At 71.7% G+C, this 26,543-nt stretch carries 23 protein-coding genes and 1 pseudogene; 12 read left to right on the top strand and 12 right to left on the bottom strand.

Going from position 1 to position 26,543, the window contains the following annotated elements; translation table 11 throughout:
- Positions 1-1,225 precede the first annotated feature (1,225 nt).
- The gene (locus tag FREUN1FDRAFT_RS27735) at positions 1,226-2,080 is read right to left on the bottom strand and encodes a glycosyltransferase (RefSeq protein ID WP_006543603.1); all 855 of its coding nucleotides are present in this window, start codon (positions 2,078-2,080) and stop codon (positions 1,226-1,228) included.
- Between the two features lie 185 nt (positions 2,081-2,265).
- Between FREUN1FDRAFT_RS27735 and FREUN1FDRAFT_RS27730 the strand changes: the two genes are divergently transcribed.
- Positions 2,266-2,925 (top strand): dihydrofolate reductase family protein, encoded by a 660-nt coding sequence (locus FREUN1FDRAFT_RS27730; protein WP_006543602.1) that lies wholly within the window; start codon positions 2,266-2,268, stop codon positions 2,923-2,925.
- 109 nt (positions 2,926-3,034) lie between these two features.
- Here the strand turns inward: FREUN1FDRAFT_RS27730 and FREUN1FDRAFT_RS27725 are convergent, their stop codons facing one another.
- Positions 3,035-4,072 carry an NADP-dependent oxidoreductase gene (locus FREUN1FDRAFT_RS27725; RefSeq protein ID WP_006543601.1) on the bottom strand — a complete coding sequence of 346 codons (1,038 nt, stop codon included), beginning with the start codon at positions 4,070-4,072 and terminating at the stop codon, positions 3,035-3,037.
- A gap of 70 nt (positions 4,073-4,142) precedes the next feature.
- Here FREUN1FDRAFT_RS27725 and FREUN1FDRAFT_RS27720 point away from each other — a divergent pair, with 70 nt between their 5' ends.
- The 3 genes from FREUN1FDRAFT_RS27720 (at position 4,143) to FREUN1FDRAFT_RS27710 (ending at position 8,379) form a co-directional block, all read left to right on the top strand.
- Positions 4,143-5,099, top strand: a complete 957-nt coding sequence (locus FREUN1FDRAFT_RS27720; RefSeq protein ID WP_006543600.1) for a GlxA family transcriptional regulator — start codon at positions 4,143-4,145, stop codon at positions 5,097-5,099.
- Between the two features lie 755 nt (positions 5,100-5,854).
- Positions 5,855-7,546 carry a histidine kinase gene (locus FREUN1FDRAFT_RS27715; protein WP_006543599.1) on the top strand — a complete coding sequence of 564 codons (1,692 nt, stop codon included), beginning with the start codon at positions 5,855-5,857 and terminating at the stop codon, positions 7,544-7,546.
- Positions 7,547-7,653: 107 nt separating this feature from the next.
- Positions 7,654-8,379 (top strand): response regulator transcription factor, encoded by a 726-nt coding sequence (locus FREUN1FDRAFT_RS27710; RefSeq protein WP_006543598.1) that lies wholly within the window; start codon positions 7,654-7,656, stop codon positions 8,377-8,379.
- Here FREUN1FDRAFT_RS27710 and FREUN1FDRAFT_RS27705 read toward each other — a convergent pair.
- Positions 8,271-8,639: a response regulator gene (locus FREUN1FDRAFT_RS27705; RefSeq protein WP_006543597.1), complete on the bottom strand. Its 369-nt coding sequence runs from the start codon at positions 8,637-8,639 to the stop codon at positions 8,271-8,273. The genes FREUN1FDRAFT_RS27710 and FREUN1FDRAFT_RS27705 overlap by 109 nt on opposite strands.
- A 179-nt stretch (positions 8,640-8,818) precedes the next feature.
- On the opposite strand from FREUN1FDRAFT_RS27705, the gene FREUN1FDRAFT_RS27700 reads away from it, so the two are divergent.
- The 8 genes from FREUN1FDRAFT_RS27700 to FREUN1FDRAFT_RS27660 all read left to right on the top strand — a co-directional run bounded on the left by FREUN1FDRAFT_RS27700 (position 8,819) and on the right by FREUN1FDRAFT_RS27660 (position 18,652).
- The gene (locus FREUN1FDRAFT_RS27700; RefSeq protein ID WP_006543596.1) at positions 8,819-9,568 is read left to right on the top strand and encodes a hypothetical protein; all 750 of its coding nucleotides are present in this window, start codon (positions 8,819-8,821) and stop codon (positions 9,566-9,568) included.
- Between the two features lie 43 nt (positions 9,569-9,611).
- A complete protein-coding gene (locus FREUN1FDRAFT_RS27695; protein WP_006543595.1) occupies positions 9,612-10,424 on the top strand; it encodes a hypothetical protein in 813 nt (270 codons plus the stop codon).
- A gap of 37 nt (positions 10,425-10,461) precedes the next feature.
- Positions 10,462-11,343, top strand: a complete 882-nt coding sequence (locus FREUN1FDRAFT_RS27690) for a vWA domain-containing protein (protein WP_006543594.1) — start codon at positions 10,462-10,464, stop codon at positions 11,341-11,343.
- 10 nt (positions 11,344-11,353) lie between these two features.
- Positions 11,354-12,223, top strand: coding sequence for a hypothetical protein (locus FREUN1FDRAFT_RS27685; RefSeq protein ID WP_006543593.1), 870 nt, complete (start codon positions 11,354-11,356; stop codon positions 12,221-12,223).
- Positions 12,220-13,887, top strand: coding sequence for a phosphotransferase (locus tag FREUN1FDRAFT_RS27680; protein ID WP_006543592.1), 1,668 nt, complete (start codon positions 12,220-12,222; stop codon positions 13,885-13,887). The genes FREUN1FDRAFT_RS27685 and FREUN1FDRAFT_RS27680 overlap by 4 nt, the downstream gene beginning before the upstream one ends.
- A gap of 52 nt (positions 13,888-13,939) precedes the next feature.
- Positions 13,940-17,593, top strand: a complete 3,654-nt coding sequence (locus FREUN1FDRAFT_RS40195) for an ATP-binding cassette domain-containing protein (RefSeq protein ID WP_006543591.1) — start codon at positions 13,940-13,942, stop codon at positions 17,591-17,593.
- A 125-nt stretch (positions 17,594-17,718) separates the two neighbouring features.
- On the top strand, positions 17,719-18,261 hold the full coding sequence (locus tag FREUN1FDRAFT_RS27665; protein ID WP_198144509.1) for a hypothetical protein: 543 nt from the start codon (positions 17,719-17,721) through the stop codon (positions 18,259-18,261).
- 37 nt (positions 18,262-18,298) lie between these two features.
- Positions 18,299-18,652, top strand: coding sequence for a hypothetical protein (locus tag FREUN1FDRAFT_RS27660; protein WP_006543589.1), 354 nt, complete (start codon positions 18,299-18,301; stop codon positions 18,650-18,652).
- Between the two features lie 24 nt (positions 18,653-18,676).
- Here FREUN1FDRAFT_RS27660 and FREUN1FDRAFT_RS27655 read toward each other — a convergent pair whose 3' ends face one another.
- The 9 genes and pseudogenes from FREUN1FDRAFT_RS27655 to FREUN1FDRAFT_RS27615 form a co-directional block, all read right to left on the bottom strand.
- Positions 18,677-19,969, bottom strand: coding sequence for a mechanosensitive ion channel family protein (locus FREUN1FDRAFT_RS27655; protein WP_006543588.1), 1,293 nt, complete (start codon positions 19,967-19,969; stop codon positions 18,677-18,679).
- A 277-nt stretch (positions 19,970-20,246) separates the two neighbouring features.
- Entirely contained in the window at positions 20,247-21,086 is an 840-nt protein-coding gene (locus tag FREUN1FDRAFT_RS27650) for a carboxylesterase (RefSeq protein WP_006543587.1), read from the bottom strand.
- 136 nt (positions 21,087-21,222) lie between these two features.
- Positions 21,223-21,942, bottom strand: a complete 720-nt coding sequence (locus FREUN1FDRAFT_RS27645) for a class I SAM-dependent methyltransferase (RefSeq protein ID WP_006543586.1) — start codon at positions 21,940-21,942, stop codon at positions 21,223-21,225.
- Positions 21,943-22,036: 94 nt separating this feature from the next.
- Positions 22,037-22,315, bottom strand: coding sequence for a hypothetical protein (locus FREUN1FDRAFT_RS27640; RefSeq protein WP_006543585.1), 279 nt, complete (start codon positions 22,313-22,315; stop codon positions 22,037-22,039).
- A complete protein-coding gene (locus tag FREUN1FDRAFT_RS40190; RefSeq protein WP_006543584.1) occupies positions 22,312-22,626 on the bottom strand; it encodes a hypothetical protein in 315 nt (104 codons plus the stop codon). The genes FREUN1FDRAFT_RS27640 and FREUN1FDRAFT_RS40190 overlap by 4 nt, the downstream gene beginning before the upstream one ends.
- 180 nt (positions 22,627-22,806) lie before the next feature.
- Positions 22,807-23,412: a response regulator gene (locus FREUN1FDRAFT_RS47770; protein WP_035953907.1), complete on the bottom strand. Its 606-nt coding sequence runs from the start codon at positions 23,410-23,412 to the stop codon at positions 22,807-22,809.
- Positions 23,413-24,078: 666 nt separating this feature from the next.
- Positions 24,079-24,348 (bottom strand): annotated as a pseudogene (locus tag FREUN1FDRAFT_RS47765) (histidine kinase); the annotation flags it as partial.
- Between the two features lie 587 nt (positions 24,349-24,935).
- The gene (locus tag FREUN1FDRAFT_RS27620) at positions 24,936-25,703 is read right to left on the bottom strand and encodes an ABC transporter permease (protein ID WP_006543582.1); all 768 of its coding nucleotides are present in this window, start codon (positions 25,701-25,703) and stop codon (positions 24,936-24,938) included.
- A 4-nt stretch (positions 25,704-25,707) separates the two neighbouring features.
- A partial coding sequence (locus FREUN1FDRAFT_RS27615) for an ABC transporter ATP-binding protein (RefSeq protein ID WP_006543581.1) occupies positions 25,708-26,543 on the bottom strand: 836 nt, incomplete at its 5' end.

Here is a 26,543-nt window from a genome sequence, read left to right as displayed (position 1 = left end):
GTCGCCGCCGGTTCACTGGCCACCCTGGGCCGGGATCTCGTGCACGTTCCCGGACTGATCAACCGTGCCTACCGAGCCATCGGCGCGGTTCTTCCCCTGCGCACGAAAACGGCTACGGCGACCGCCGTGATGCGCCGAAGCCTCGGCGTCTGACAGTCGACCGGCGGGCGAGGAGAGACACACCCGCCGGTCGCACTCGATGCCCACGCCGTGCTTGATGCCCACGCCGTGCTTGATACCCACGCCGTGGTGGACGTCATGACCCTGAAGTCGCACCGACGGCGAGCCCGGTGGCGGCGTCGCCGTCGAAGCGCGCCGAGATCCGGCCGGTCTGGCCCTCGCGCCGTAGGCGTGGCCTGCGTGGTCGACGTCCACGCCATGCTCCAGCTGGTGGCCGACCCGGCAACCCGAACAACACCCGCCGGCTACCCGGTCAACCACCACTCGAAGAGTGGCTCCGCAAGCCCGCGCAGTGTTGTCTTTTCCAGGTAAACCATCCCGGGCCGCACGGGCTCTTTTCTATCGACGGCAACCGTGCCGCGGAGGAGGGACGCAGTGACGATGTCAGACCCGTCCGGGGTGCGCCCGGCCCAGCAGCCCGCCGCCCGGAGCCGGCGAAGCCGGCGGCAGGCTCAGAATTGTGAGGAAGGTCGGCGCAACCAGCGAGGCCACCGGACGCCACGGGGGTTCCTTGCCTGGCTGACACCTGCCGCCGTCGCCGTAGTCGCGCAGATTCCCGCCCAGACTGCGACGGCCGGCGGGCCCAGGCCTGCGCCGAACCCGCACCGGCCGCCGACCGCGATCACGATTGATCCCAGTGCGTCGAAGGGCATTGCCAGTGTGTCAAACGGCATTGTCAGTGTGTCGAACGGCATTGCTGCCGTCAGCGACGGCCGGTGGAAGGTCAGCCCCGAGGCTGCCTGCTCCGTCGGAGGATCGGCGGGTGCCGTCTGCCCGCCCAAAGCCCAACGCCAGCCCCGGAACGTCGCTGCGGCTCGCAGTGCACCCCAGTAGGCCTACCCGCAGACATTGGCGGGTGGCCAGGGTCCGGCGCAGGCCCTCACCGCGGTCGAGGAGGGCCCGGCGCTGGCTGGCGCCCTGGAGCAGGCCGTTCAGGGTTTCCCCACAGCGACGCCGACCGCCACGTTGACCAGCCACGTTGACCCGCTGCGTTGACCCGCTGCGTTGACCCGCTGCGTTGACCCGCTGCGCTCGGCCGGTGTTCTCAGCGTTTCGTGTAAAGGTGCGCCGGCGGCGGGCCGAAACGCCCGCGGAGAAAGTCGACGATGCCGCGAACGCGCCCGTCGGGGTGCCAGTAAGGGCCCCGCCGGGCTGGCCTGATCGCACCCGTACCAAGCTGCAACAACGCGATGCAGAGCCGGATGAAGACGTGGTAGCGGCCGAAGTGCTCCCGCACCATCAGCAGGGTGTTTCGCAGCTGCAGGTAGTCGATCGCCCCGGAGGGCGAGCCGACATACGGGTTCTTGACCATCGCGCCCCGTACCAGCCCGGATTCCCAGCCGGCGGCGCGTGCCCGCAGCGCCAGGTCGGCTTCCTCGCAGTACGCGAAGTAGCGCTCGTCGAAGATTCCCACCTCGTCGAGGCAGGCCCGCCGGGCGAACATCAGCGTGCCGTGCGGATGCCCGACCGTCTCCCAGCCCGCGTCGACGCTCGCGGGCACGAGGATCCCGCCGAGGTAGGCGTCGATGACCGGGGTCGCACCGTCACCGACGTCCGCGCAGGCAAGCCCTGCCCGCGGCCGCTCGGCCAGCACGCCGAGGATGTGGCTCAGGCAGGTCGGTTCGGGCAGTGCGTCGTGCGGCGCGAGCACGACCCATTCACCCGCGTCCGGGTCGGCGAGGAACCTGCGGTAGCCGATGTTCGCCGCCGGCCCGAACCCCAGGTTGGCGCCGCCGAGCACGACCGTGACGTCGTCGGCCTCGACCGGCGGGACGGTCACCGATCCGTTGTCGACGATCGTGATCGTGACGGGGATGTCCTGCGCGCGGAACGCGTCGATGGTGTCGAGGAGTCGCTCCGGTTGGTCGCGGTGAACGATGACGACCGTGAGAGGCTGCACGAATCAGTGCTACACCGACGGACCGGTGCCGGGAAACAAATACAAAAACTGCCGTCGGGGCGCCTGGTTCCGCCCGACGCCTGTCGCGGTGCGCAAGACTCCAGCCACCCAGGGAGAGGCAAGCCTCCGCTGATCTCGCTACCCTGGCGGCGACCGCTTGAAGATCACCAGCACCGGGAGCAGCGATGTCGGCGGTACGTGTCCACAACTTCGCGATCTCACTCGACGGATTCGCCACCGGCGAAGGCCCGACTTTCGAAGCACCGTTCGGCCACGCCGGCATGCGCCTCCACGAGTGGGCGTTCGCGACCCGGTTCGGCCGGGCTCAGCACGGCCAACCGGGTGGCAGCACCGGCGTCGACAACGCCTACGCCGAGCGTTTCGGCCCCGGTATCGGTGCCGAGATCATGGGCCGCGGCAAGTTCGGCCCCCAGTCCGGCCCGTGGGAGGACCTCGGCACCGACCGGGAATGGCGCGGCTGGTGGGGCCCCAACCCGCCGTTCCACACCCCGGTCTTCGTTCTCACGCACCATCCGAGGCCATCCATCGAGATGGAGGGCGGCACCGTGTTCCATTTCATCGACGCGGCGCCGAAGCAGGCACTCGACCTCGCCCGAGAGGCCGCCGGCGACCTCGACGTGCGCATCGGCGGCGGCCCGACCATCGTGCGTGACTTCCTGGCCGCCGACCTGATCGACTCGATGCACGTCGCGCTGGTCCCGATCCTGCTCGGCCGGGGCACCCGGCTGTGGGACGGCCAGGAGGGCCTCGAGGAGCGCTTCGACATCGAGGCGGTCTCCTCCCCCAGCGGCGTCACCCATCTGTCCTTCACCCGCCGCGCCTGATCCCGGGAGCCGGCCCCGGCAGCAGCTCAGTGGCGGCCACCTGCCCAGGGGCCGACCCCACCGATGCGTCGCACGGAGTACCGGAGCCGCCCGGCCACCGTGAACCGCGTCAACCGACGGTGAGTACGAGCTTTCCGGTCACCCGGCCGCCATCACCCACCGCGTGCGCCTTCGCCGCCTCCTCCCACGGGAAGACGGCCTCGATGACAGGGCGTAGCCGCCCCGTCCGCGCCAGCTCGGCAACCGCAAGCATGCCCGCCTGGTCGGCCTCGACCAGCATCAGCCGGTGGTGGACACCGAGCCGGGCGGCCTCCTCCTGCATCGGCTCCGTGTCCGTGAGCGCGAGGGAAACGAGGACACCACCCGGGCTCAGCGTCCGTAGCGACCTGGCCGTGTAGTCGCCGCCTATGAGGTCGATGACGACGTCGACACGTCCGGCTGCCTGTTCGAAGTCGTCGCGGTGGTAGTCGATCAGCTCGTCGGCGCCGAGCCCGCGCAGCAGGTCGTGCTTGCCCCCGCTGGCGGTGCCGATCACATACGCCCCGAGCGACGTGGCGATCTGGACCGCGAAGTGCCCGACTCCGCCGGCCGCGGCGTGGATCAGCACCCGCTGGCCGGCCCGCACGCCGGCGGTGTCCACCAGCGCCTGGTAAGCGGTCAGCGCCGCCAGCGGAATTGCACCGGCCTGAGCGTGATCGAGCTCAGCCGGCTTGTGGACGAGCACACGGGCCGGCGCGATGACGTACTCGGCGCAGGAACCGTGCCCGTACGGGTACGGCAGCATGCCGAACACCTCGTCGCCCACCTCGTGGATGGTCACCCCGAGCCCGACCGCCTCGACCACGCCGGAGACGTCCCAGCCGAGGACCAGCGGAAGCTTCCCGAGGAAGCCCGGCATGGCCCGATGTTTCCAGTCGGTCGGGTTGAGGCCCACCGCCCGCACCCGCACCAGAACCTCGGACGGGCCTGGAACGGGGCGTTCGACCTCGACCAGCCGCAGCCGCTCAGGTCCTCCCAGGCTGTCCTGGCTGATCGCACGCATCATCGCCGTGGCCGTGGCCGTGGCCGTGGCCGTCGCGGTCGCGGTCGGCGTCGCCGGCAACGTGGACGTCGTTGGGGGCGTCGTTGGGGGCGTCGTTGTCGTCATGGCTCCACACTGCCGCCCGCCCCGAGTACCAGAAAGTGGCCCGAAGGCCGACTTGTGCAAGGATCGGGCCATGCATCAGGTTGCCGTCCTCGCGACGGACGGTGTGATGCCGTTCGAGCTCAGCACGCCATCCAAGATCTTCGGCAATGCCTGCGACGACGCCGGCCGACCGCTGTACCGGGTGACCACCTGCACGATGAGTGGCGGCCCGGTGATGACGGCGGCCGATTTCTCCGTCACCGTCGTGGGCGGCGCAGCGGCGCTGGCAACCGCCGACACCGTCGTCATCCCTCCTGCCGAGGAGATGACCAGGATCACCGGCCGCGATCTCCTGCCTGCCGATCTGGCGAACGCGCTCGGCCAGGTGCGCCCCGACGCCCGGCTGGTCTCGCTCTGCCTGGCGTCGTACGTCCTCGCCGCCGGCGGCCTGCTGGACGGTCTGCGGGCCACCACCCACTGGCGGCATGCGGAGCACCTCCAGCGCTGCTACCCAGCCATCGCCGTCGACCCGGGCGTCCTCTTCGTCGACACGGGGCGCATCCTCACCTCCGCGGGTGCGGCCGCGGCAGTCGACCTCTGTCTCCACATCGTCCGCCGCGACCACGGCAGCGGCGTCGCCAACCGGGTGGCCCGCAACAGCGTGGTTCCGCCCTGGCGGGACGGCGGCCAGGCCCAGTACATCGAGCGCCCCGTCCCACACACCGCGGACAACGGGACGGCGCCGACCCGCGGCTGGGCCCTCGATCGGCTCGACCAGGCACTGGGGCTCGACGAGCTTGCCGCGCACGCGGGGATGAGCCGGCGGACGTTCACCCGCCGCTTCCGTGCAGAGGTCGGGCAGAGCCCAGGGCAGTGGCTCACCGGGCAGCGGATCGACCTTGCCAGGCATCTCCTGGAGAACACCGACCTCCCAGTCGACCGCATCGCCGAGCGCGCGGGCTTCGGCACCGCCACCTCCCTGCGCCAGCATCTGCGGGAGGCGATAGCGGTGTCACCGAACGCCTATCGCAGAACCTTCCGTGCCTGACGTCCGCCGCCGGCTGACGTCCGCCGCCGCTTCGCAACCGACAGCGCCACGACACCGCGGCGACGTGAACGGCGCCTCACCCGTCTCCCCCAGCGCGGGAATTGTGATCGTCGCCAGGCCATCAGCGCCGAGGGCGGCCTCGCGCGGCGGAAGGCCGAGCTTCTTCTGGTTACGGACCTTTCCCGTCGACCGGCCGAAAAGACCGGGGATCACGCTCACCGGCACCCGCACGGAGAAGAATCCGCGGTCTCCCGGATACCCGATGAAGACGGAACCAGGCCGCGGTGAGGTGAACGGCACAGCTTTCCGTATGATGGGACCGGGCGAGTCTCCATTACCGAGATCCGCGATGTGCGACCGGAGTGAGCGGACCCCTTGTTCGGAGTCACCGTCTCGCGAATAATGATTGGCATCCTGATCGGTCCGGTGAGTCGGGGGAAGGCTCAGGGGTGGGGAACGGGGGCCGACACGATCAGGCCTGGGGGCGTACCGCCCCGCGGGTCGCGGCCGTGGGAGCAGGTACAGCGCAAACAGGGGAAGCGACAACACCGGCAGCAGAGGAAGGAGAAGCGCAGGCAGGTCCCGCCATTCTCGGGAGCGACGTCGCCACCCCGACGGAAGCTGCCCGATGCTCGCCCGCAAAGTATCCGGCCGGAGGCCGTGACAGGCGCTTTCGCGGGCGCCTCCGGCGCATTTTCCGAGATCCCGACAAAAGCCGGCGTGATGGTGGCGGTTTTGGGGTACCGGCGCTGGCGGTGGTGGGAGCGGTCTTCGGCGCCGCCGCGCTCTGGGTGTCCGACGGCGGCCGGGACCCGGACACGACCACCACCTTCTTCTCCGGTGTCGTCGGCGGCCTTTATCTGCTCACCGGGTCCATCGCGCACCTGCGCCGGCCCGGCCGACTCGGCCTGCTGATGGTGATGGTCGGTATCGCCTGGTTCGCCGAGGACCTGCAGGTCTCGAACAATCCTGTCCCGCACACCATCGGGTTGTTCTACCGGTCGGTGGCCTCAGCGAGCCTGGTGCACCTGCTGCTCGCCTTTCCCGACGGACGTCTGCATGGGCGGTCCGAGCGGGCGGTGACCGGTGCCGTGTACGCGACGGTGTTGCTCCTCGTGCCACTCGGGGTCCCGTTCTACAACTCGATAACACCGAACCTGGTGCTGGTCGCCGACCTGACCCGGCTGCAGGAAAATCTGATCAATGGCACGCAGATCGGCTTCGCCGTCGCAGTGGGCGTGCTGCTGGTTCGTCGGTGGTTCGTCGCGACGCCACCGGCACGCCGTGTGCTGGCACCGGTGTACGGCGTCGGGATCACGGGAGTCGCCGCGTCGCTGTCACAGCCGGGGCTGCCCGGTGAGAGCGCCGAGTTGGTCAAGGAGATCGCCCACCTGGCGACGTTGGGGCTGCCGATGGCCTTCCTCGCCGGTGCGTTACGGATCCGGCTCGGCCGCACCGTCGTGGGTGGCCTCCTGCTCCGGCTGCCGCGGGCGGATCCGACGGAGCTGCGCGACCTGCTGGCCCACGCGCTCGGCGATCCGACACTGCGGATCGCCTACCCCCACCCGGACGACACAGACGACACAGACAACCCCGACGCCTCCGAGCTCTATGTGGATGCCGCGGGGCGCCCTGTCATCCCCCGGCCGCAGGACGCGGTCACACCGGTCCTGCGCGGTCCGCGGGTGGTCGCGGTACTGCTGCATGATCCGGCGCTGCGTGCCGACCGGCATGTCCTGGAAGCCACCATCGCGGCCGCCGCGCTGGAGCTGGACAACCAGCGGCTCGCCGCGGAGGTGCGTGCGCAGCTCGCGGAGGCTCGGGCCTCCCGGGCCCGCATCGTCACGGCGGCCGACGAGCAGCGCCGCAGGATCGAACGCGACCTGCATGACGGAGCCCAGCAGCAGCTGGTCACGACCGCGCTGATCCTGCGGCTGGCACGGGACCGGCTCGGCCCCGATCCGTCCGATCCGGAGCTGGGGGTCCTGCTGCGGCGGGCCGCCGACGGGCTGGAGGCCTCGGTGACGGAGCTTCGGGAACTGGCCCGCGGCATCCACCCGGCGGTGCTCACCGAGGCGGGCCTGATGCCCGCCCTGCGGGCGCTCGCGGCCCGGTCCGCGTACCCGGTCGACGTCATCGACGGCCCGGCGCTTCCTCCGCTGCCGGACCAGGTGGCCGCGACCGCCTATTTCGTGGCGGCCGAGGCGGTCACGAACGCAACGAAGCACGCCCACGCCACTCGGGTCCACGTCGGTGTGCGGGTGTCCGCGAACCGGCTGGTCGTCACCGTCGCCGATGACGGCGTCGGCGGCGCGGACCTGGCCGGTGGGACCGGCCTGCTCGGGCTGCGCGACCGGGTCGCCGCGATCGAGGGCCGGCTGGTCGTGCGGAGCTCCCCCGGCGACGGCACATCCGTCCACGCCAACCTGCCCCTGGAGATGCCGTGACCCCAGCCATCACCCCAGCTGACCAGCCTGCTCCCGTTCATCAGCCCGCCACGAACCAGCCCGCCACGAACCAGCCCGGACGATCTTCCTCGTCGGGACCTCGGGTCGTGCTCGCCGACGACGCGGAGCTGTTCCGGACGGCTCTCGCCGATCTGCTGGAACGCGACGGATGCGTGATCGTCGGCCAGGCCGCGGACGCGGACGGACTGCTCGACGCGGTCGAACGACACCGCCCCGACCTTGCGGTCGTCGACATCAGGATGCCGCCCGGCCATCATCTGGAGGGTCTGCGCGCGGCCGTCAGGCTGCGTCGGCTGCACCCCGGGACGGGAGTGCTGCTGCTGTCCCAGCATCTTGAGGTCACGCATCTCGACGAGCTGGTCGGGCAGTCCGCCCGCGGCGTCGGCTACCTGCTCAAGGACCGGGTCACCGGGCCCGATTTCCTCAGCGCGATCCGCCGGGTGGCGTCCGACGGCTGCGCGTTCGACCCGGAGGTGGTCCCGCTGCTCGCCGGCCAGCGTGGGCGGCGCGACGAGCTGGCCGCGCTCAGCGCACGGGAGCGGGAGGTCCTCGCGCTGATGGCGCAGGGCCGGTCGAACGGCGCGATCGCCGCCGAGCTCCAGCTCACGACACGCACCGTGGAGACACACGTACGTAATGTGTTCCTGCGGCTCTCGCTGCCTGACGAGGCGGAGCACAACCGCCGCGTCCTGGCCGTGCTCGCCTATCTGCGCTCGGCCCCGCGCGCCACGACGAGCGCGAGCGCCTCCGCGGACAGCGTCGACTTGGGGAGGAAGCCCGCCGCGGACGACTGGTCGACCGCGTCCCCGTAGTGCTCGGCGTCGCGTACCGAGCAGAACACAACCGTGGCACCGGGAACGGTCTCCCGCAGCTCGCGGCAGACGGCGAAACCGTCCAGGTCGGGCAGGGCGACGTCGAGCAGCACGACGTCGGGGCTCGCCGCGGGTGCCGCGGCCAACGCCTCGGCCCCTGTCGCGGCGTCGCCGACGAACTCGTAGCCACCGCTTTCCAGCAACGCGCGGGCGACCGCCCGGAACGGTGCGCTGTCGTCGACGATGAAGACGCGACCCATCGCCACCCGGTCCACGGCTCGGACGTTAGCACCGCCGCACGCGCCGGAACTCCGTGCCAGCACTGGCTGTACCGGTCATAGAAGCCAGTGGTGGCACAGATGTGCCGGTTTCCGGCCCGCCGGACACTCGTTTCCGTGAAGGCCTTGCGCACCGGCACCGCCGACCCGTTCACACGCGGGTGACGCCGCCACGCCCGCCGCTGTGGCGGCACCCGGCCCTGGCGCCCGTATACGCGGCGGCGCTGGCGATCGGCTGTGTCGCCCTGGCGAGCCTCGTGGTGGCACCGCACGCCTCGGCCGGTGACGATCCGCCGGGTCCACCGACAGCTCCACCGACGGCCACCGCGCCCGTACCCACGCCCGCGACCACGGCGCAGGGGAAGGCGAACGTGACCGCGACGGTGACCGTGACGGCGGCGGGCGCCGACCTGCGGCTCAGTCACCTGGCCGTGCAGATCCGCGAAGGCACGGTCGTACTGGCCGACGAACGGGTCAATGACCAGGGAAAATGGTCAAAGGAGATCACCGTCGGCAAACGCGAGGTCTGCGTGATGTCGCCGGATGCCCCGGTGCGCCTGGCCGGGCTGAAGACCCCGTCCGCGTGCCGGCCGGAGCAGGTGTCGGGCGCCCGGCCCATCGAGCTGAAGGTCGAACCCGCGCGGGTGGTCGCGCAGGTCAGGGGGGGCGGCACCAAGGTCCCCGCCGGCAGCACCGTCACGATTCGCTACGCGCAGGACGGCTATTCGCAGGATGGCGCGCTCGGGCCGTCCGGGGCGTTCATCCCGAACCGGCTGCCGCTTGACGCGCGGGTCTGCCTGAAGCTGGTGGACGGCTGGCGGTTCGCCGGCGCCGCGGAACCCGGCGGTGAGCAGTGCCGAGCGGTCACCAATCCGGTCGCCGACGTGACGTTCCCGGTGGAGGAGTCATGACGGCGGCCCTCCCATCAGGCCCCATGGGAAAGGCGGTGGCCTGGTGACCGAGAAGGCGACGCGGGTCTCCCTCGTCCTGCTCCTGGTCGCCGCCGGCGGCGCGTCGCTGGCCGGTTGGGCACTGCTGTTCCGCGACCGTTCGGGGACCACAACCGCGATGGTGGTAGCCGGCTCCTTCGCCGTGGGCGTGCTGGCGTCGGCGCTGCTGGTCCTGCCGCCCGGGCCGGCCCGACGACCGGCCGGGGAGCGGGATCCGCGCCTCGGCGAAGCGCCCCGTCGGCCACATCCCGACCAGGCGCCCGGGCGCACCGGGACCGCGGGCGCACATCGACCGCATCCCACGGACCGACCGCATCCCACGGACCGACCGCATCCCACGGACCCGCAACAGCCCACCGACCGGCAGCAGCCCAACCGGCGGCAGCCCACAGGCGACGACCAGTGGGCCCCACCGCGTGGCGGCGGGAAAGGTGAGGCGCAGGCCCAGGCTCAGGCCCAGGCCGTCCTCCTGCCGGTCGAGCGTCCCGGTACTGAGACGACCCGCGGCGGCCAGTGGTGGACCCAGACCACGACGCCACCGGGCGGGCCCGCGGGCCGCGCCCGGGAACCCGCCGGGAACAGGACCGCCCCGGGTACCGAACCGGTCCGACCGGCTCCCCGTGAGATCGCCGAGCTGCGCGAGGCGGCCAGAGTCGTCCAGTGCCCGCGCTGCGGCGCGTTCCGTGTCGACGCCCGGTACGCCGCTACCGGGTTCGCCTTCCGCTGCCGGGTCGACGGGCACAGCTGGTCCTGGCAGCCCGGGACCGCCTGGCCGGTGACCGTCGTGACGAGCCGCCGTCGGAACGGAAACCCATGAATCCCGGACCGCGCTGACGAGAACGGACAGAGCGAGCATGTACGAGCAGACCTTCTCCCGTGCCAACCCGGGTTGCATCGTGTTCCTGCTGGACCGGTCCGACTCGATGAAACAGCCGTGGCAGTCCAGTGGGGGAACCCTCGCCGAAGGCGCCGCCCGCGCGGTGAACAAGATCCTCCTCGATCTGTGCGTGAAGTCGGCGAAGGAGGTGGGTGGCCGGGCCCGGCACTACTTCGACGTCGGCGTCTTCGGCTACGGCGCGTGCCCGGTGACGGGCGGTGAGGGCGTCGAGCCCGCGCTGATCGGCCCGGTGGACGGTCAGCCGATCGTCCCGATCTCGCACGTCTTCGAGAACCCGCTGCGGATCGAGTCGACGCCGCCGCCATCCGGGCCCGGCGCCGCGGCGACGGTGGACCCGGTGGCGGGCTCACGGCTGCCGGTCTGGGTCGAGCCCGTCCACGGCTACCGCACCCCCATGTGCCAGGCGATCGCCAGTGCCGGCGAGCACGTCTTCGAGTGGGCGGCGAGCCATCCCGACTCCTTCCCGCCGATCATCATCAACATCACCGACGGGATGGTCACCGACAGCCCGTTCGACGGCGTCGGCCTGACCGACTGGGCCTCCCGGCTCACCTCGATCGAGACCCACGACGGCCCCGCGCTGCTGTTCAACATCTTCCTGTCGCCGGCCCTCGCGCCCGAGGTGCTGTTCCCGGTCTCCGCGGCCGGGTTGCCCGAGCCTGGCCCCGAGCTGTTCGCGATCTCGAGCACGCTGCCGGCGTCGATGGTCGCGAACGCTCGCGGCGCCCGGATGGAGATCACCGACGGTGCCCGCGGGTTCGTGTTCAACGCGGGCCTCGCGACGCTCGTGTGGTTCCTGGAGATCGGCACCCGGGTCGCCGACCTGCGGGACCGGTGAGGGCCCACCGATGATCGTCGCCCGCTCGGTCTGCTTCGCGCTGGAAAAGCTGGGGAGCACACCCCAGGAATGGGAGGACGCCGCGGCCTGCCACGACGGCGATCCGGCGGTCGGCGTCGCGCCCCGCTACGCGGTCGCGGACGGCGCCACCGAGGCCTACGACGCGATCCGCTGGGTGGACCACCTGGTCACCTCGTTCGTCGCCGGCGCCGGACCGGCCCTCACCTCCGACGGCCTTCGGGCCTGGTTCGAGTACGTCCAACAGCTGTGGGTGGCCGAGTCGCCGACCCGGTTCGCGACGGTGATCGAGGAGCACAAGTTCCGCAGCGAGGGGTCGTTCGCGACGTTCCTCGGCTGCCGTCTCACCGGCCTGGATGGACCGCGGGCCCGCTGGGAGGCGGCCGCGCTCGGTGACACGGTGCTGTTCCACATCCGGGGCGGCCGGCTGCTGACCCACTTCCCTCACCTCGACGTCGACGGGTTCGGCCTGTCCCCCGACGGGGTCAGTACCCGTCCGGAGGCGCTCGGCCCGATGCTGCGCGGCCTGGCCCTCGCCCACGGCGAGCTTCGGGTCGGCGACGTCCTGTTCCTCGCCACGGACGCGCTGGCCCACTGGCTGCTGACCGAGACGGGCGCGGGCGGCACCAGCCGACACGGCAGCGGCACGCACGGCACCGGCAGGCACGCCACCGGCGGCCAGGGCACCGACCGGAAACGGGACGGGCTGTGGGCCGACCTCACCGGCATCGACCACGACGCGACCTTCGCGGCGATCGTCGCCGACCAACGTGCCGCGGGACGGATGCGCAACGACGACGTCACCCTGCTGCGGGTGCAGCTCGTGGCGGCCGAACCCGACGCACTGGTGGTGTGCCTGTGACCAGCGCTCGCCAGCCGGCTGTCCGCCACCCGTCGGCGGAGGACTACATCCGCGCGGTTCAGCGGCCGGACCTCGTGTTCGATCAGCCCGAGCTGGCCGGGGCCCGTTTCGACGTCCATCCGATGCTGGGCATTCCCGTTCCGGCGTCGGGCAGCACCGCGGTCGTGTTCCGCGCGACGATCGGCGGCACCGCGCACGCGTTGCGGTTCTTCACCCGCGAGGACGCGTCCACCCAGCAGCGTTACACCGCGATCGACGGCTGGTTCACCGAACGCAGCCTCACCCGGGACGTGGCCGCCTGCAGGTGGGTGGACGACGCGATCCTGGTGAACGGGCGCCGCTGGCCGATGGTCCAGATGGACTGGGTGGACGGCCACACCCTCGACCGGCACGTGGAGGAGCTCGTCGAGGCCGACGACCGCGCGGCGCTGCGGACGCTGGCCGACTCGTGGCGGGATCTGCTCCGCCGGCTCCAGTCCGCCCAGTTCGCGCACGGCGACCTGCAGCACGGCAACGTGCTCGTCGACACCGCCGGGCGGCTGCGCCTCGTCGACTTCGACAGTTCGTGGATCGCCCCGTTCACGGGCTCGCCGCCGCCCACGGAAGGCGGACACCGCAACTACCAGCCCGAGAACCGGCCGTGGGGACCGTGGATGGACACGTTCCCAGGTCTTGTGATCTATCTGTCGCTGTTGGCGCTCGCCCGCGAACCGGACCAGTGGGAACGGTTCAACGACGGCGAGAACCTGCTCCTGGGCCGCCGCGACTTCCAGCCGCCACACCAGACCGAGGCCTGGTCCTGGTTGAGCGAGCTGCGCGACCCGCAGATCGACCAGCTCGCGGCCAGGCTGCGATCCTGCTGCGCGGCAGGCTGGACGGCAACCGGTGACCTCGAGGACCTGATCACGGGCTCGGTGCCCTGGTGGACGCGCACCAGCAGCCGCGTCGTGCCCAACGTGCCGGCCGAGCCCGCCGAGCCCGCCGAGCCCGCCGGGCCCGCCGCGACCGCGGCGACCGCGCCCAGCTCCACGCCCGACCCGGCGGCACCGTCGGCCAGGCCGGTGCCCACACCGTCCAGGCCCAGCACCACACCGTCCAGGCCCACCACCACACCGTCCAGGCCAGCCGCCAAGCCAACCGGGCCGGCCGCGAAGCCAACCGGCCCAAGTGCCAAGCCAACCGGCCCAAGTGCCAAGCCAGCCGGACCAGCTGCCAGGCCATCCGGACCAGCGAGGACATCGACGGGGCAGCGCCGCCGCCGGGGTACGCAGGCGGGTACCCGGCCGGCGGAGGCAACCGCCTGGTGGCAGCAGTCATCCGGCTCCGAAGGAGCAGCCGCGGCCGGACCGGGCCGGGGCTCGGCACCAGCTCCTGCCACACCGGTGCAGCCGGCGCCCGCAAACCCGGCACCGGCAAACCCGGCACCGGCACGGGCAGCTCGCCGCGGTCGGGTGCGGCGCAACCTCAGCACCGTTGCCGTGGCAGTGGTTACCTGGCTGGTCGTCACCTCGGTGATCACCGCCGCGATCGTCAACGGCGAGGACACGCAGCCGGAAAGCGCGAACGCCGCCCCACTGATCGCTCTCCTGCCGGCGATCCTCGTCGGCGTGCTCTGGGCGCGGTGGCGGCGACGCCGCCGTAAGCAGCCCGGGAACCCGCGATAGCGATGTCCGAGCACAGGCGAGACCTCGCACGGCGACCACCGGAGAAGGCGGTATGACAGAGCGGATGTTCGGCGACTACCGCATCGAGGCCCGACTGGGGCGCGGCGGTATGGGCGAGGTCTACCGGGCGTACGACACCGCCCAGCAACGTCTGGTGGCGCTCAAGCTCCTGCTCCCGAGCCTGGCCGAAGATCCGCACTACATCGAGCGATTTCGCCGGGAATCCGCGACGGTGGCCCAGCTGCGTGAGCCGCATGTGATCCCGATCCACCGTTACGGCGAGATCGACGGCCAGCTGTACATCGACATGCGTCTGGTTGAGGGCGCCGACCTGGGCGCCGTGCTGCGGGCCGGTCCGCTCGACCTGCGGACGGCCGGCAACGTCATCGAGCAGATCGCCTCCGCGCTGGACGCCGCACACGCCGACGGCCTGGTACACCGCGACGTCAAGCCGTCCAATGTGCTCTGCGCGGGTCGGGGGCGCCCGACCGACTTCGTCTACCTCGTCGACTTCGGCATCGCCCGCTCGGTCCACGGCACCGACCTCACGACGGCCGGGGCCGCGATCGGCTCCATCGACTACATGGCGCCCGAGCGCTTCGGCCCCGGGCCCGTCGACCACCGGGTGGACGTCTACTCCCTGGCCTGTCTGCTGTTCCAGTGCCTCACCAGGCGCCGGCCGTTCGCCTCCGCCGAACGGCTCGCGGTGGTACGAGCGCATCTGGAGGAGCCGCCCCCCATCCTGTCCGCGGTGCGGCCGGACGCTCCCGCGGCGCTCGACGCCGTCATCGTGCGTGGCATGGCGAAGGATCCCGGGGAGCGGTATCCGTCCACCGCCGCCTTCGCGGCGGCGGCCCAGGCCGCCATCCTCGGCGCCGCCCCGAGCAGTCCGAGCAGTCCAAGCACCCCGAGCGCTCCAGGCACTCCGAGCAGTCCAGGCACTCCGCGCAGTCCAGGCACTCCGCGCAGTCCAGGCACTCCGAGCGCGGCGGGAACTCCGGCTGCGCCAGCGGCTTCGAAGCCACCGCCTGCCAGCCCTGCGCCAAAGGCCAGGTGGTGGGCACAGACCCCCGGCGCTCCCGCGGCAGCGTCGCCCGGCCCGCAGCCCAGCACACCGCAGTCGCAGCAGCCCCAGCAGACGGCCCACCCGTCAACACAACCGATGCGGCCACCGACACAGCCAGCGGCGGCGCCACAGCCGGCACCTGCGGCACCGGCGGCACGCCCCGCGCCCGCAGGCAAGTGGTGGCAGGCGGCGAGTGCCCCATCCGCGCAGGCACCGGCACCGGCACCGGCGCCCGCACCCGCACCCGCACCGGCACCGGCATCCTCGACACCGCCGAGATCCGTACAGGCACCGGAATCCGTACAGGCACCGGCTTCGCCCACCGCGGCGCCCGGCGTTCCCGAGCCGCCGACCGGATCCGCCGCCGCCGGGGTGTTCGGAGCCGGGCGCTACCGAGCGGCCCAGCCTCCGTCCACCGCCCGGCTGGGTGCCGGCCAGCCCACGGTCACCGCCCTGCCAGGCAGCAGCCAGCCGACGCCCGCTGCCCTGCCAGGCAGCGGCCAACCGACGACAACCGTCGGACCGGGTGCTGGCCGACCCGCACCGAGTTCCCGACCTGGCGGCGGCCGGTCGTCGGGGGGTCCGTCCGCCGGTTCGGTGGCGGGAGGGAAGTGGTGGGAGCACAGGGCCACGGCACTGCATCCGATGAGCACCGCGTCGGTCGTCATCGGCCGCGCGCCCGAATGCGATGTGGTGCTCGGCGACCCGCTGGTGTCACGTCGGCACGCGGAACTGCGCCGAACCGGCGCCGAATGGAAGATCGTCGACCTCGGCAGCTGGAACGGGACCTTCGTCAACGGTCGCCGGATCGAGCAGCAGGCCCCGCTCGCCGCCGGGGACATCGTCGGCATCGGCCATGCCCTGCTGCACCTGCAGAACGGCACGCTCGTCGAGTACGCCGACGAAGGCGACATCTCGTTCGAGGCCGACGCGTTGACCGTCACCCGCTCCAGGCGGCGGCTGCTCGACGATGTCGGCTTCGCGCTGCCGCAGCGCAGCCTGCTGGCGGTGGTCGGGCCGAGTGGCGCGGGAAAGTCGACGTTGCTCGGTGCGCTGACCGGGCAACGGCCCGCCGACTCCGGCGAGGTCCGTTACGCCGGGCGTGATCTCTACGCCTCCTATGACGAGCTGCGCCAGCGCATCGGGCTCGTCCCGCAGGACGACATCCTGCACCCGCAGCTGACCGTCCGGCGGGCCCTGCGGTACGCGGCCGAACTGCGGTTCCCCGCGGACACCAGTTCCGCGGAGCGCCGCGCGCGCGTCGACGAGGTGATCGACGAGCTGGGGCTGACCGATCATGCCGAGCAGCGGATCAGCACGCTCTCAGGCGGGCAGCGCAAGCGCACCAGCGTGGCGCTGGAGCTGCTCACCCGCCCGTCGCTGCTCTTCCTCGACGAGCCGACGTCCGGGCTGGATCCCGGCATGGACAAGTCCGTCATGCAGACCCTGCGCACGCTGGCCGACGACGGCCGCACCGTGGTCGTCGTCACCCATTCGCCGGCGCAGCTCGACCTGTGCGACCGGCTGCTGGTGCTCGCCTCGGGCGGCCGGCTGGCCTACTTCGGCCCGCCCGACGAGGCGCTCGAATACTTCGGCCAGCAGGACTTCGCCGACATGTTCCTGCTGCTCGACCGCTCGCGGGACGTCGACTGGACGGCCCGTTTCCAGGCCTCGCCCCAGTACGCGAAGTACGGGGCACCGCGCGCCACGGCGCCTTCCGCAGCGCCGCAGAGCCCGGCCCGGGTCGCGCCGGATGCGCCGCCGCGCCAGCAGCCGGCCCTGCGCCAGTTCGCCGTGCTCGCCCGCCGCTACCTGGCGGTGATCGCGGCCGATCGGGCCTACGCGGTGTTCCTGCTGGCGCTGCCGCTGGTCCTGAGCCTGTTCGCCCAGCTGCTGCCGGGCGGGCACGGGCTGTCCTGGCACCACCGGCAGACCGGCGCCGACCGCGAAAGCGACATCTCGCCGCTGATGCTCGTGCTCATCCTCGGCTGCGCGTTCACCGGGTTCGCCGGCGCGTTCCGCGAACTGGTCAAGGAACGGTCGGTCTTCAACCGGGAGCAGGCGATCGGACTCTCCCGCGGCGCCTACCTCTGGTCGAAACTGGCCGTGCTCGGTGCGATCAGCGGTCTGCAGGCCGTGATCCTCGCCGTCGTCGGCCTGGCCGGCAAGCCGCTGCCCGACGCGCCACCGGCACTCGGCGGTGGCCTGCCCGAGGTCGTCATCGCGATGGTCGCGGTCGCGCTGGCGGCGATGGCACAGGGCCTGCTGGTCTCCGCGATGATCGGTAACGCCGACCGGGGCATGCCGATCCTGGTGGTCGTGCTCCTGCTGCAGCTACTGCTGTGTGGGCTGATCATCCCGTTGGACCATCGGCCGCCGCTGGAACAGCTCGCCTACCTCATGCCGGCCCGGTGGGGCTTCGCGATGCTCGCGGCGACGACCGGTTACCGGCAGACCCCGCCCAACCCTGATATCGACGCACTGTGGACGTCCGACGCCGGTACCTGGGCACTCGACCTCGCCGCCCTCCTGCTCCTCACCGCCGCCGTCGCGGCGGCGATCTGGCCGGTGCTGCGCCGCGGGTCGGCACCGCGGCGGCGCCGGGGATCGCCACCACGGCGGCGACTCGGGCGGCGATGAGCCCACTCGGTCGGCCGAGCCGTTCGCCGACCCCGCGACGACACGTTCGGACACGTGACGGCGGAGCCACCAACGGGCCGTGGGCGCCATGGAGCGCCGACGACATCCAAGCTAGTGTGGATGTCGTGAGCGTGGCCTACGAGGAAGTCCCGTTCAGCGAGCTGCTCCACCACCCGGCGGCGACCGCCCGGAGGCTGGACGATGTGAGGGCCCTTCGGTTGCGCCGCCGCGGCGCGACGGATCTCGCACTGATGCGCGTCGACCAGATGGAGCGGGACTCCGTCGTCGTCGACTTCGCCACCAGCATGCTCGCTGGCCTGGTCCGCACCGGGAACACCGCAGCGCTGCGGCAGGCGCTGCCCGACGCGCTGCCCTGGACGATCTTCCTGCCGCCTGAGGACGTCGACACCTTCTTCACCGAGCTGATCGAGACAGCACGCGGCGCGATGGCGCTGAACACGCTGGCTCCCATCGCCGCCCTGCTCAGCCAGTGGCGGCACAGCGCCGAGATCCACGCCGATCCGGACCTGTATACGATGTTGACCCGCGAGCCCGATGGTGACCTCGGGCCCGTCCCACGCCCGTCCGGTACATCCGGCACGACCGGTTCGACCGGTTCGACCGGTTCGACCGGTTCGACCGGCGCCTCCGGAGCACGTGGGGGCTGACACCGGGAAACGCCGAAGCGTTGCTGAAAAAGGCTGGATGAGCCCGAAGCGAGGAGAGCGCGCCGCCCCACCGCCCAGCGGGGGCGAGTACGACATCCGTTTCGCATCCAACAATGCCGCCGAGGGCTGGGAGCAACTCGCCGAGCAGGCGCCGAACAACCTGCGCCGGGCCTTCGACGCCATCAGGTCCAGGCCGCGCTCCCGGGATGTGCCGGACCGCCAGCACCGCCTGAAGGGAACCCTCAGCACCGCGATCTTCAAGGGACAACCGCTCGAACGCTGGCAGTACGAGGTCACCACCGGCGGACGAATCTGGTATCTCATCGACGACGCGAGCCGGACGGTCTGGGTGATCCACGCCGGAACAGGCCACCCCAAAGCCACGGACTGAAGCGCAGAACCACCGGCGTCGGGTTCAACGCTCCGCTACGCCTGCCGACACCGGGTCCGGGGCTCGGCGGCCCTCGGCGGGCACCGAATCCGAGATGGCCGGAGCGGCGGAGGTGTCAGAGGTGTCAGAGGGATGTTCGCCGGTTTCGCTGAAGGCGCGCGAACGTTCCTCGGCCTCGGCGCTGCCGGTGAACAGGCGGGCGTCGGCGAGCACCTCGGGCTGCTCCTTCTCCAGCTTCACCCGGTCCGGGGACGGGGTGCGGTCGATCTCGACCCTGGTGCGCGGCAGCGCCGGAACGTGGTTGCGGCGCAGCCAGTCCACCAGCGCCTCGCGAACGTGGCAGCGCAGGTCGAAGGTCGTCGGCCCGTCCTTCCCGCTGACCAGAACCCGGATCCGCACATGGTCGCCGACCGCGTCGGTGACCTGCAGGACACTCACCCGCCCGTCCCACAGCTCGGTGTTCTCCACGATGCGGTGCATCTCGGCCCGCATGTCGGTGACGGGCACCGACCAGTCCAGATCGAATTCGACCGCGCCGAGGACGGCGGACTCCCGGCGGGTCCAGTTCTGGAACGGGTTCGTCGTGAAATACGTCGACGGGAGAATCATCCGGCGGTCATCCCAGATGTGCACGACCACATAGGTGAGCGTGATCTCCTCGATGCGCCCCCATTCGTCCTCGACGACGACCACGTCGTCGACCCGGATCGCGTCGGTGAACGCGAGCTGCAGGCCGGCGAAGACGTTCGCGAGCGAGGTCTGCGCCGCCAGCCCGGCGATGATGCCGACGACGCCGGCGGAGGCCACGATGCTCGCCCCGGCGACCCGGACGCTGGGGAACGTCATCAACATCGACGCGGTCGCGATGACCGCGATGACCAGCACGGTGATCCGCCGCAGCAGGGTCACCTGGGTCCGGATCCGGCGGGCATGGCGGTTGTCGGCGATGTCCATCCGGTAGCGGGCCAGCGCCAGATCCTCGACGACGAACGCGAGCACGCCGATGATCCAGGCCACGGCGGCGATCAGGGCGAGGCCGAGCACACGCACCGTCGGTGGCGTCCACGGCTGCTCCGCCGCCGCGTTCGCGGCCGTGAGCAGGGCGATGAGGACGAACGCGAAGCGTGTCGGCCGGCGTCCGCGCTCGGCGAGGTCGTGGACGATCTGCGAGTGCCGGCCGATCCGGCGCAGGCCCTGGTGCAGAAGCAGGGCTGCCAGGTAGCCGACGACGCCAGCCCCGACCATGATCACCATTACGGCCAGTCCGGAGTCCAGGGTGTCGAGGTCGGCGAACGCAGGCGCGGATCCATGGATCACAGGCGAAAACTCCTTGCGATGCGGGCATTTCCAGGCCACGCCCCGGTATGCCCGCCTCCGCCCGGGTAACGCCCGGTTGTGGCGAACGCCCGTTGCCGCAACCGGCCGGTTGCCGCGAACGCCCGCACCGCCCGGCCGGGTGGCCTCAGACCACCAGCGAATCCGCCCACAGCGAATCCGCACCCGGCGCGTCCGCGCCTACGCCGCGGTCAGCGCCGGCCGGCCCCGGCGAACGAAACGGCCGCCGGCCTGCGGCAGGCCGCGCCCGAGCCATCGGTCAGATGAAGCGCCGGACGAAGTCCAGGGCGGTGTCACAAACCTCGCGCCAGCCGGCGTCGATGGTGAGGGAGTGGCCGCGGTTCGGGATCTCGGTGATCTCGGTGACGGCGTCCTTGTTGTGTTCCTGCTTCTTGAAGGAGGCGTTGGTGATCGCCCAGGGCACCGTGTGGTCCTTCTCGCCCGAGATGAGCAGCAGCGGGCCGCGCTCGGGGTTCTCCGTGTCGACCTTGACCTCCGACCACGGATTGAAGTTGGCGACGGCGGCCTGGAAAAGCGGCGCGCCGGGTGCCGGAACGGCGAAGGTGTCGTAGAGCCGCTGGGCCTCCTCCTCGCTGACGGCGTTCGCGAAGGCGTAGCGGAACTGGTCATAGGTGAGCGGCACGGCGCGGTGGAAGTTGGCCGGGTTTCCGAGCACCGGGGCCGAGGAGCGCAGCGTGGAGATCGGCAGCGGCAGGACGCCCTGGAACGGCGCCGGGTCGACCGCGACGGTGGCGGCCGACAGCCCCCGGCCGGCCAGGATCTGCGCGAACAGCCCGCCGAAGGAGTGCCCGATCACGGCCGGCTTCTTGTTCAGGCGACCGATGACGTCGGCGAAGTGGTCCGCGACCTGGCCGACGGTCTTGCCCGCGAACACCTCGGGATGGGCGTTCGCCTCCGCGACGGTCTCCGGATCGTCGGGCCAGCCTGCCAGCACGGGCGCGTAGCCGGCTTCGGTGAACACCGCCGCCCACGGCTCCCAACTGCTGGGCAGCAGCCACAGCCCGTGGACGAACACGACCGGCGTGCGCCCGGAGGCGTTGGCCTCTTCGATCTGCTGAACGTCGTGCTCGCTGGGCATGGCGGGTGGCTCCCTTGGTCGACGGCATCCTCATCCTGGCCGAATCACGGCCAGGAATCCGCTGACCTGGCAACTCACCGCTCGCGGGGGTTGAGGCGCGGGCCGGCGGACCGGAACGGAGGCCGGACCGCGTCGATCAGGGCACGTCGAGTGGACGCGGTTCGGACGCGACGAACGTCGCCACCCCGCCGATGATCTCTACCCGGTGGGTGGCGAACACGGCCTCCAACGCCCGGTCCAGGGCTCCCACCTGGTCTGCGGTGTTGTGAAAAATCCCCTTCTGGTTGTAGAAGCCGAGCAGTTTCCGCGCCGGCGCGGACAGGTTGGCGGCGTCCGCGAGAATCGTCGATCCGAACAACACCGCACGCGGCCCCATGGTCGGACGGATCGCCGCCAGCAGTTTTTCCGCCTTGACGTCAAGCGAGCCGGGCATGCAGTGCAGAAGGTAGTTCACGCCGACCGAGTCGAACGGGGCGCCCGGCAGGGTTCCCACCGGCTCGAGCGCATTGCGGACGGCGGTCAGCGGCGCGAGCCTGCTGATCCTGGCCGAAGCCGTCCGCAGGGAGTTCTGGTTGAGATCCACCAGCGTCACGGCGGGGTTCGGTGTGGGCCACCGTGCCTTGTCGAGGTAATAACCGGTGCCGACGCCGATATCCAGGTGCCGGGCGCTGACGTGGTCGTCGTACAGACGGCGCAGCCGCTTCGTCGGGCAACGCCAGACAAAGCTGTTGGAAATCCCGAGCACCCCAATGTCGTAGGCGGCCAGAACCCACCGGTTGTAGGCCGCCTGACCGGCAACGACGTCATCGGAGAGGTCTCCGGAACCAGCCGCACTACCTGAAGTAGCAGATGCCATACGGCAAGTCTCTCCTATTCGGCCGTCACCGGCCGCTCACCGGCCGCTCGTCGACGCGCGGCGCCAGGTGAGGGTGATCGTGCCGTCCTCGACGTCACGCCATCGGCACGCGAGGTCCCGCAGGCGGGTGTGGATCGTGTCGATGCGATCGGCTGTGGCGCTCTGCCAGCTGGAAGCCGCGGCCTCGGGCGATACCGGGAAGGTCGGGGGTGGCGAAGGAGGCCGGGTCGAGCCGAGCAATGATGATCTTGCCGGATTGTTCCAGGTGAGGCTGGGGGCCGAGGATGGCGACGGCTTCCTCGGCCCGCGTCAGGCCGGTCTGGTCCGCCCGTCCGCGGCGGCGCGTGAACGAGGCGGTCAGCGCGCCGGTCATGGCTGGGCCACCGAGCGAGGCGGCTGCCGTTCGTCAGATCGTGGGCGAGGACCGGTCGGGTCCGTCGGGGCGGGATCCTGCGCGGGTCCGGTCGCCTGGTCGAGGACGTCGTGCAGTCGGGCCGCGAACGCGGCCGGTCGCAGCACGAAGCCGGAATGCCCGCCGGGGAACTCGGCCAGCGGACGGCCCAGTTCCTCGGCCAGGGCGCGGGCACACTGGCGGGGGAAGCCGGTGGAGGTGGCGCCGGCCGCGGGCACGATCCGGCCCGCCGCGGCCCGCAGACCGGGCCAGGCCAGGCGGTGGAGCCGCACGGCGGGAGCGTCGTAGGCCAGGAAGAACGCGAGGTTGGCGACCGCTCAGACCTGGGCCGCGGCACGGTGACGTCAGGCTCGCGGTCGGTGACGTCGACCCCGCCGAGCCCGGGGAGCCGCCGCATGGCCGCGGCGAGCCCCTCCTCGCGGTACAGCCGTCACCGCCTGGGGTCTGCTCGTCTAGAGCCAGCCGGAGTCCTCGGCGACGCGCAGGGCCTCCATGCGGTTGCGGGTTCCGGTCTTGGCGATCACCGCCGACAGGTAGTTGCGGACAGTGCCCTCGGACAGGAAGAGACGCCGGGCGATGTCGGCGACGGTGGCGCCGTCGCGCGCCGCGACGAGCACATCGCGTTCGCGGCCGGTGAGCGGGCTGGCCCCGCCGGCCAGCGTGGCCGCGGCCAGAGTCGGGTCCACCACCCGTTCGCCGCGGGCGACCCGGCGGATCGCCTCGGCGAGAGCCTCGGCGGGGGCGTCCTTGACGACGAACCCGAGGGCACCGGCTTCCATCGCGCGGCGCAGGTAGCCGGTGCGGCCGAAGGTCGTCACCACCAGCACCTGGGTGTCGGGGGCGGTGGCCCGCACGGCGCGGGCGGCGGCGAGCCCGTCGATGCCCGGCATCTCGACGTCCATCAGGACCACGTCCGGATGCAGCCGGGTCACGGCGGAGACCACCTCGTCACCGCGCCCGACCTGCCCGACGACCTCGAGATCGTCCTCCAGCGAGATCAGGGCGGCCAGCGCGCCGCGGACGAGGTGCTGGTCATCCGCCAGCAGAACTTTGATCATCTTCACCGGGCCCCTGATTCTTCGGCCCGTGCTGTCCCCGTCCCGCCCGGAAGGCCAGTACCTGAGCCCGCAGTGTTCGAGCCCGCAGTGTTCGAGCCAGCAGCGCCCGAGACGGGCTGAGCCCAGGACGCCGGCGCCCGAGCCGGCAGTCGCCGAGGCGGCGGTGTTCGGCGAAGGGACGGCCGGGAAAGCAGTCGTCGGGACTACGGCGGCGGGCGGTTCCACCGCTGCGGGGATGACCGCGCGCAGCAGGAAACCCCGTCTCACGGGCCGCATGCCGGCCGCCGCGGGGCCCGACGTGACCGCGACGGACACAGCGGACTCGGCGGACACGGCGGACACGGCCTCCAGCTGGCCCCCGACGGCGGCGACGCGCTCCCGAAGCCCGTCCAGGCCCGAACCCGGACGGGACGAGGCCGGCGCCGACGGCGGCCCGGACCCGTCGTCGGAGATCTCGATGCTGTGCCCGTCCACGCGCACGCGGACATGCTGGGCACCGCTGTGGCGCACCGCGTTCGTCACGCCCTCCCGAAGCACCCAGCCGAACAGCTCACGCAGCTCGCCGGGGACGGCTTCGGTGGTGGCGGGCAGCTCCGCCGAGATGCCGGCCGCGGCCAGCACCTGCCGGGCGGCGGCCAGCTCGGTGACCAGGTTCACCTCCCGGTAGCCGGCCACGGTGGCCCGCACGTCGGCGAGGCCCTGGCGGCCCAGTGCCGCGACCTCCGCCATCTCGGCGGCGGCTCGGCCGGGGTCACGGCTCGCGAGCTTCGAAGCGAGCTCGGCCTTCACCGTGATCGTCGTGAGCGCGTGACCGAGCAGGTCATGCAGGTCACGTGCGATCCGCAGCCGCTCCTGCTCCTTTGCCAACCGCTCGATCTGCAGGTGGGCCCGGGTGAGCTCGGCCTGGTTGCGTGCCCCGGCCCGCACCCCGTACATCGCGATCGCGGACAGCAGCGCCGGGCCGGACAGCGACCACTGCGGACCGTCGGCCTGCCACCATCCGACCTGCTCCGGCAGCCAGGTCTCGACCACCACGCACGCGGCCACCAGTGGCAGCGAGACGATCGGGCGCAGCAGCAGGACGAACGTCATCGCCAGGTAGATCGTCATCACCAGCCCACCGCCGCCCGCGATCGGCAGGTAGCAGACGACGCAGGCCGTCATTCCGAGCATCACCGTGAGGCGATGGCGTTCCTGGTCTCCGAACAGCACCTGCGGCAGCAGACTGAGGTAGAGGCAGATGAACACGGCCAGGATCACGAAGCCGTACGCCATGGTGGCGGGGCCGTCGTGCAGGCGGGCCATGTCGACGACCGCGTACGCGAGGTAGATCAGGAACACGCCCGCGCTGCGCCGCCAGCGCGCGGCGTTCATCCCGGCTTCGTCGGCCCGCCGCTCCCCCGTCAGCGTGGGGCGCATGAGCCAGGCCACCAACGCCCCGGGCAGGTCCCGATCGCCGCGCGCTCCGGTCACCGCCATCGCGGGCTCGTCATCGCCGGACTCGCCTCTCCGCCGCGCCCGCGTCAGGTACGCAGCTGGTCGCGGACGTAGGCGCGGCCGGCGACGGCGGCGAGCACGACCGACCAGATCGCGAGCGTGCCGAGACCCTGCCAGCCAACCCAGCCGCCTTCCAGGACCGCGCGGCCGGCCTGCGCCGACCAGTACATCGGAAGCTCCTTCACGATATCGGCGAGCCAACCCGGGAACTGCTCGATCGGCACCCAGATGCCGCCGGCGAGCGCCAACAGGCTGAACACCCCACCCGCGACGGCCTGCAGGTTCTCCGGGCGCACGAGATAACCCAGCCAGATCGCGAACCCGCCCAGCGGGAGCAGGCCCAGCAGGATGGACGCACCGGCGCCCAGGTAGGTTCCCGCGGACAGTTCCACTCCGCGGGTCGCCCGGCCGTAGGCGAAGACGGCGACGATCGGCAGCAGTGCCGTGGTGAAACCGGTCGCCACCTTCCCGAACACGTACTGGGGGCCGGTGAGGGCGGTGAGCCGCAGCTGGCGGTTCCAGCCGATCGACCGTTCGACGGCGATGCGCCCGGCAGAGCCGAGAACCGCGTTCATCGCGCCGAACGTCGCCATACTGATCATGATGTACGGGGCGACCTCCAGCCCGCCGAGCGTGTCGCCGTCGTCGCTCGCACTGAACGCGGCGAACAGGAGAATCGGCATGACCAGGCTGAACACGACCAGCCGGGTGTTGCGCACAGCCCGAATAATCTCGGAGCGGACGTACCGCAGGTAGGTACCCCGACCGTCGACGGCGAGATTGCTCTCGATCATTTATCTATCTCCTCGCGGTCGAGGCGGGGGCAGGGGTCGCGGCAGGGGCAGAGACCGGGGTCGGGTCGCTGGTGAGGGCGATGAAGGCATCCTCCAGCCCGGCACCGACAATCTCGATGTCGCAGGCGTCAGGCCAGGCGGCGAGCAGCGCGCGCAGCGCCCGGTCGCTGTCCGGGCAGGCAAGGCTGACCACATCACCGCGCCGCTCCGCCCGGGCGACCCCGGGCAGCCGGCGCAGCTCGTCGAGCGCGGAGACGTCCAGCCCGCGCACCGTGGCCCGGATCGTCCGGCCACCGACGAGTGCCTTCACCTCGGACGTCGGCCCGTCCGCGATCACCCGGCCGCGGCGCAGCAGCACGATGCGGTCCGCGAAGTCGTCGGCCTCCTCCAGGTAGTGGGTGGCGAACAGAACCGTGCGCCCACCAGCCGCCCACGCCCTCATGGCCGCCCAGAACGCGCGCCGGCTCTCGACGTCCATCGCCGCGGTGGGCTCGTCGAGCACGATCAGGTCCGGGTCGGGCAGCAGGGCGAGGGCGAACCGGACCCGCTGCCGCTGGCCGCCGGAAAGCCGGTCGGTGCGGGAGCCGGCGAGGTCGGTGACGCCGGCCCGGTCGAGCACCTCGTCGACCGGCAGCGCGCGTGGGTACAGCGACGCGACGTCGCGCAGCATCCGCCCGACGGAGACCCCTGGCAGCAGCCCGCCGTTCTGCAGCATCGCGCCGACCCGCCCGGCGGCGCAGGCCTGGCGCGGGCCGAGCCCGAACAGCGTGACCGCGCCCTCGTCCGGCCGGGTGAGACCCAGCAACATGTCGATCGTCGTCGACTTGCCGGCGCCGTTCG

It is taken from the genome of Parafrankia sp. EUN1f, from assembly GCF_000177675.1.
Lineage (GTDB): Bacteria > Actinomycetota > Actinomycetes > Frankiales > Frankiaceae > Parafrankia.
Note: the sequence above shows the minus strand (reverse complement) of the source record. Positions and strands in the feature narration are given on the sequence as shown.

Coding starts and splice junctions, on each gene's coding strand:
- FREUN1FDRAFT_RS27640 (WP_006543585.1), bottom strand. CDS start 22,315: ATGACCGGCGCGCTGACCGCCTCGTTCACGCGCCGCCGCGGACGGGCG.
- FREUN1FDRAFT_RS27705 (WP_006543597.1), bottom strand. CDS start 8,639: ATGGGTCGCGTCTTCATCGTCGACGACAGCGCACCGTTCCGGGCGGTC.
- FREUN1FDRAFT_RS27690 (WP_006543594.1), top strand. CDS start 10,462: ATGTACGAGCAGACCTTCTCCCGTGCCAACCCGGGTTGCATCGTGTTC.
- FREUN1FDRAFT_RS47770 (WP_035953907.1), bottom strand. CDS start 23,412: ATGATCAAAGTTCTGCTGGCGGATGACCAGCACCTCGTCCGCGGCGCG.
- FREUN1FDRAFT_RS27660 (WP_006543589.1), top strand. CDS start 18,299: ATGAGCCCGAAGCGAGGAGAGCGCGCCGCCCCACCGCCCAGCGGGGGC.
- FREUN1FDRAFT_RS27725 (WP_006543601.1), bottom strand. CDS start 4,072: ATGACGACAACGACGCCCCCAACGACGCCCCCAACGACGTCCACGTTG.
- FREUN1FDRAFT_RS27620 (WP_006543582.1), bottom strand. CDS start 25,703: ATGATCGAGAGCAATCTCGCCGTCGACGGTCGGGGTACCTACCTGCGG.
- FREUN1FDRAFT_RS27730 (WP_006543602.1), top strand. CDS start 2,266: ATGTCGGCGGTACGTGTCCACAACTTCGCGATCTCACTCGACGGATTC.
- FREUN1FDRAFT_RS27720 (WP_006543600.1), top strand. CDS start 4,143: ATGCATCAGGTTGCCGTCCTCGCGACGGACGGTGTGATGCCGTTCGAG.
- FREUN1FDRAFT_RS27645 (WP_006543586.1), bottom strand. CDS start 21,942: ATGGCATCTGCTACTTCAGGTAGTGCGGCTGGTTCCGGAGACCTCTCC.
- FREUN1FDRAFT_RS40195 (WP_006543591.1), top strand. CDS start 13,940: ATGACAGAGCGGATGTTCGGCGACTACCGCATCGAGGCCCGACTGGGG.
- FREUN1FDRAFT_RS27685 (WP_006543593.1), top strand. CDS start 11,354: ATGATCGTCGCCCGCTCGGTCTGCTTCGCGCTGGAAAAGCTGGGGAGC.
- FREUN1FDRAFT_RS27650 (WP_006543587.1), bottom strand. CDS start 21,086: ATGCCCAGCGAGCACGACGTTCAGCAGATCGAAGAGGCCAACGCCTCC.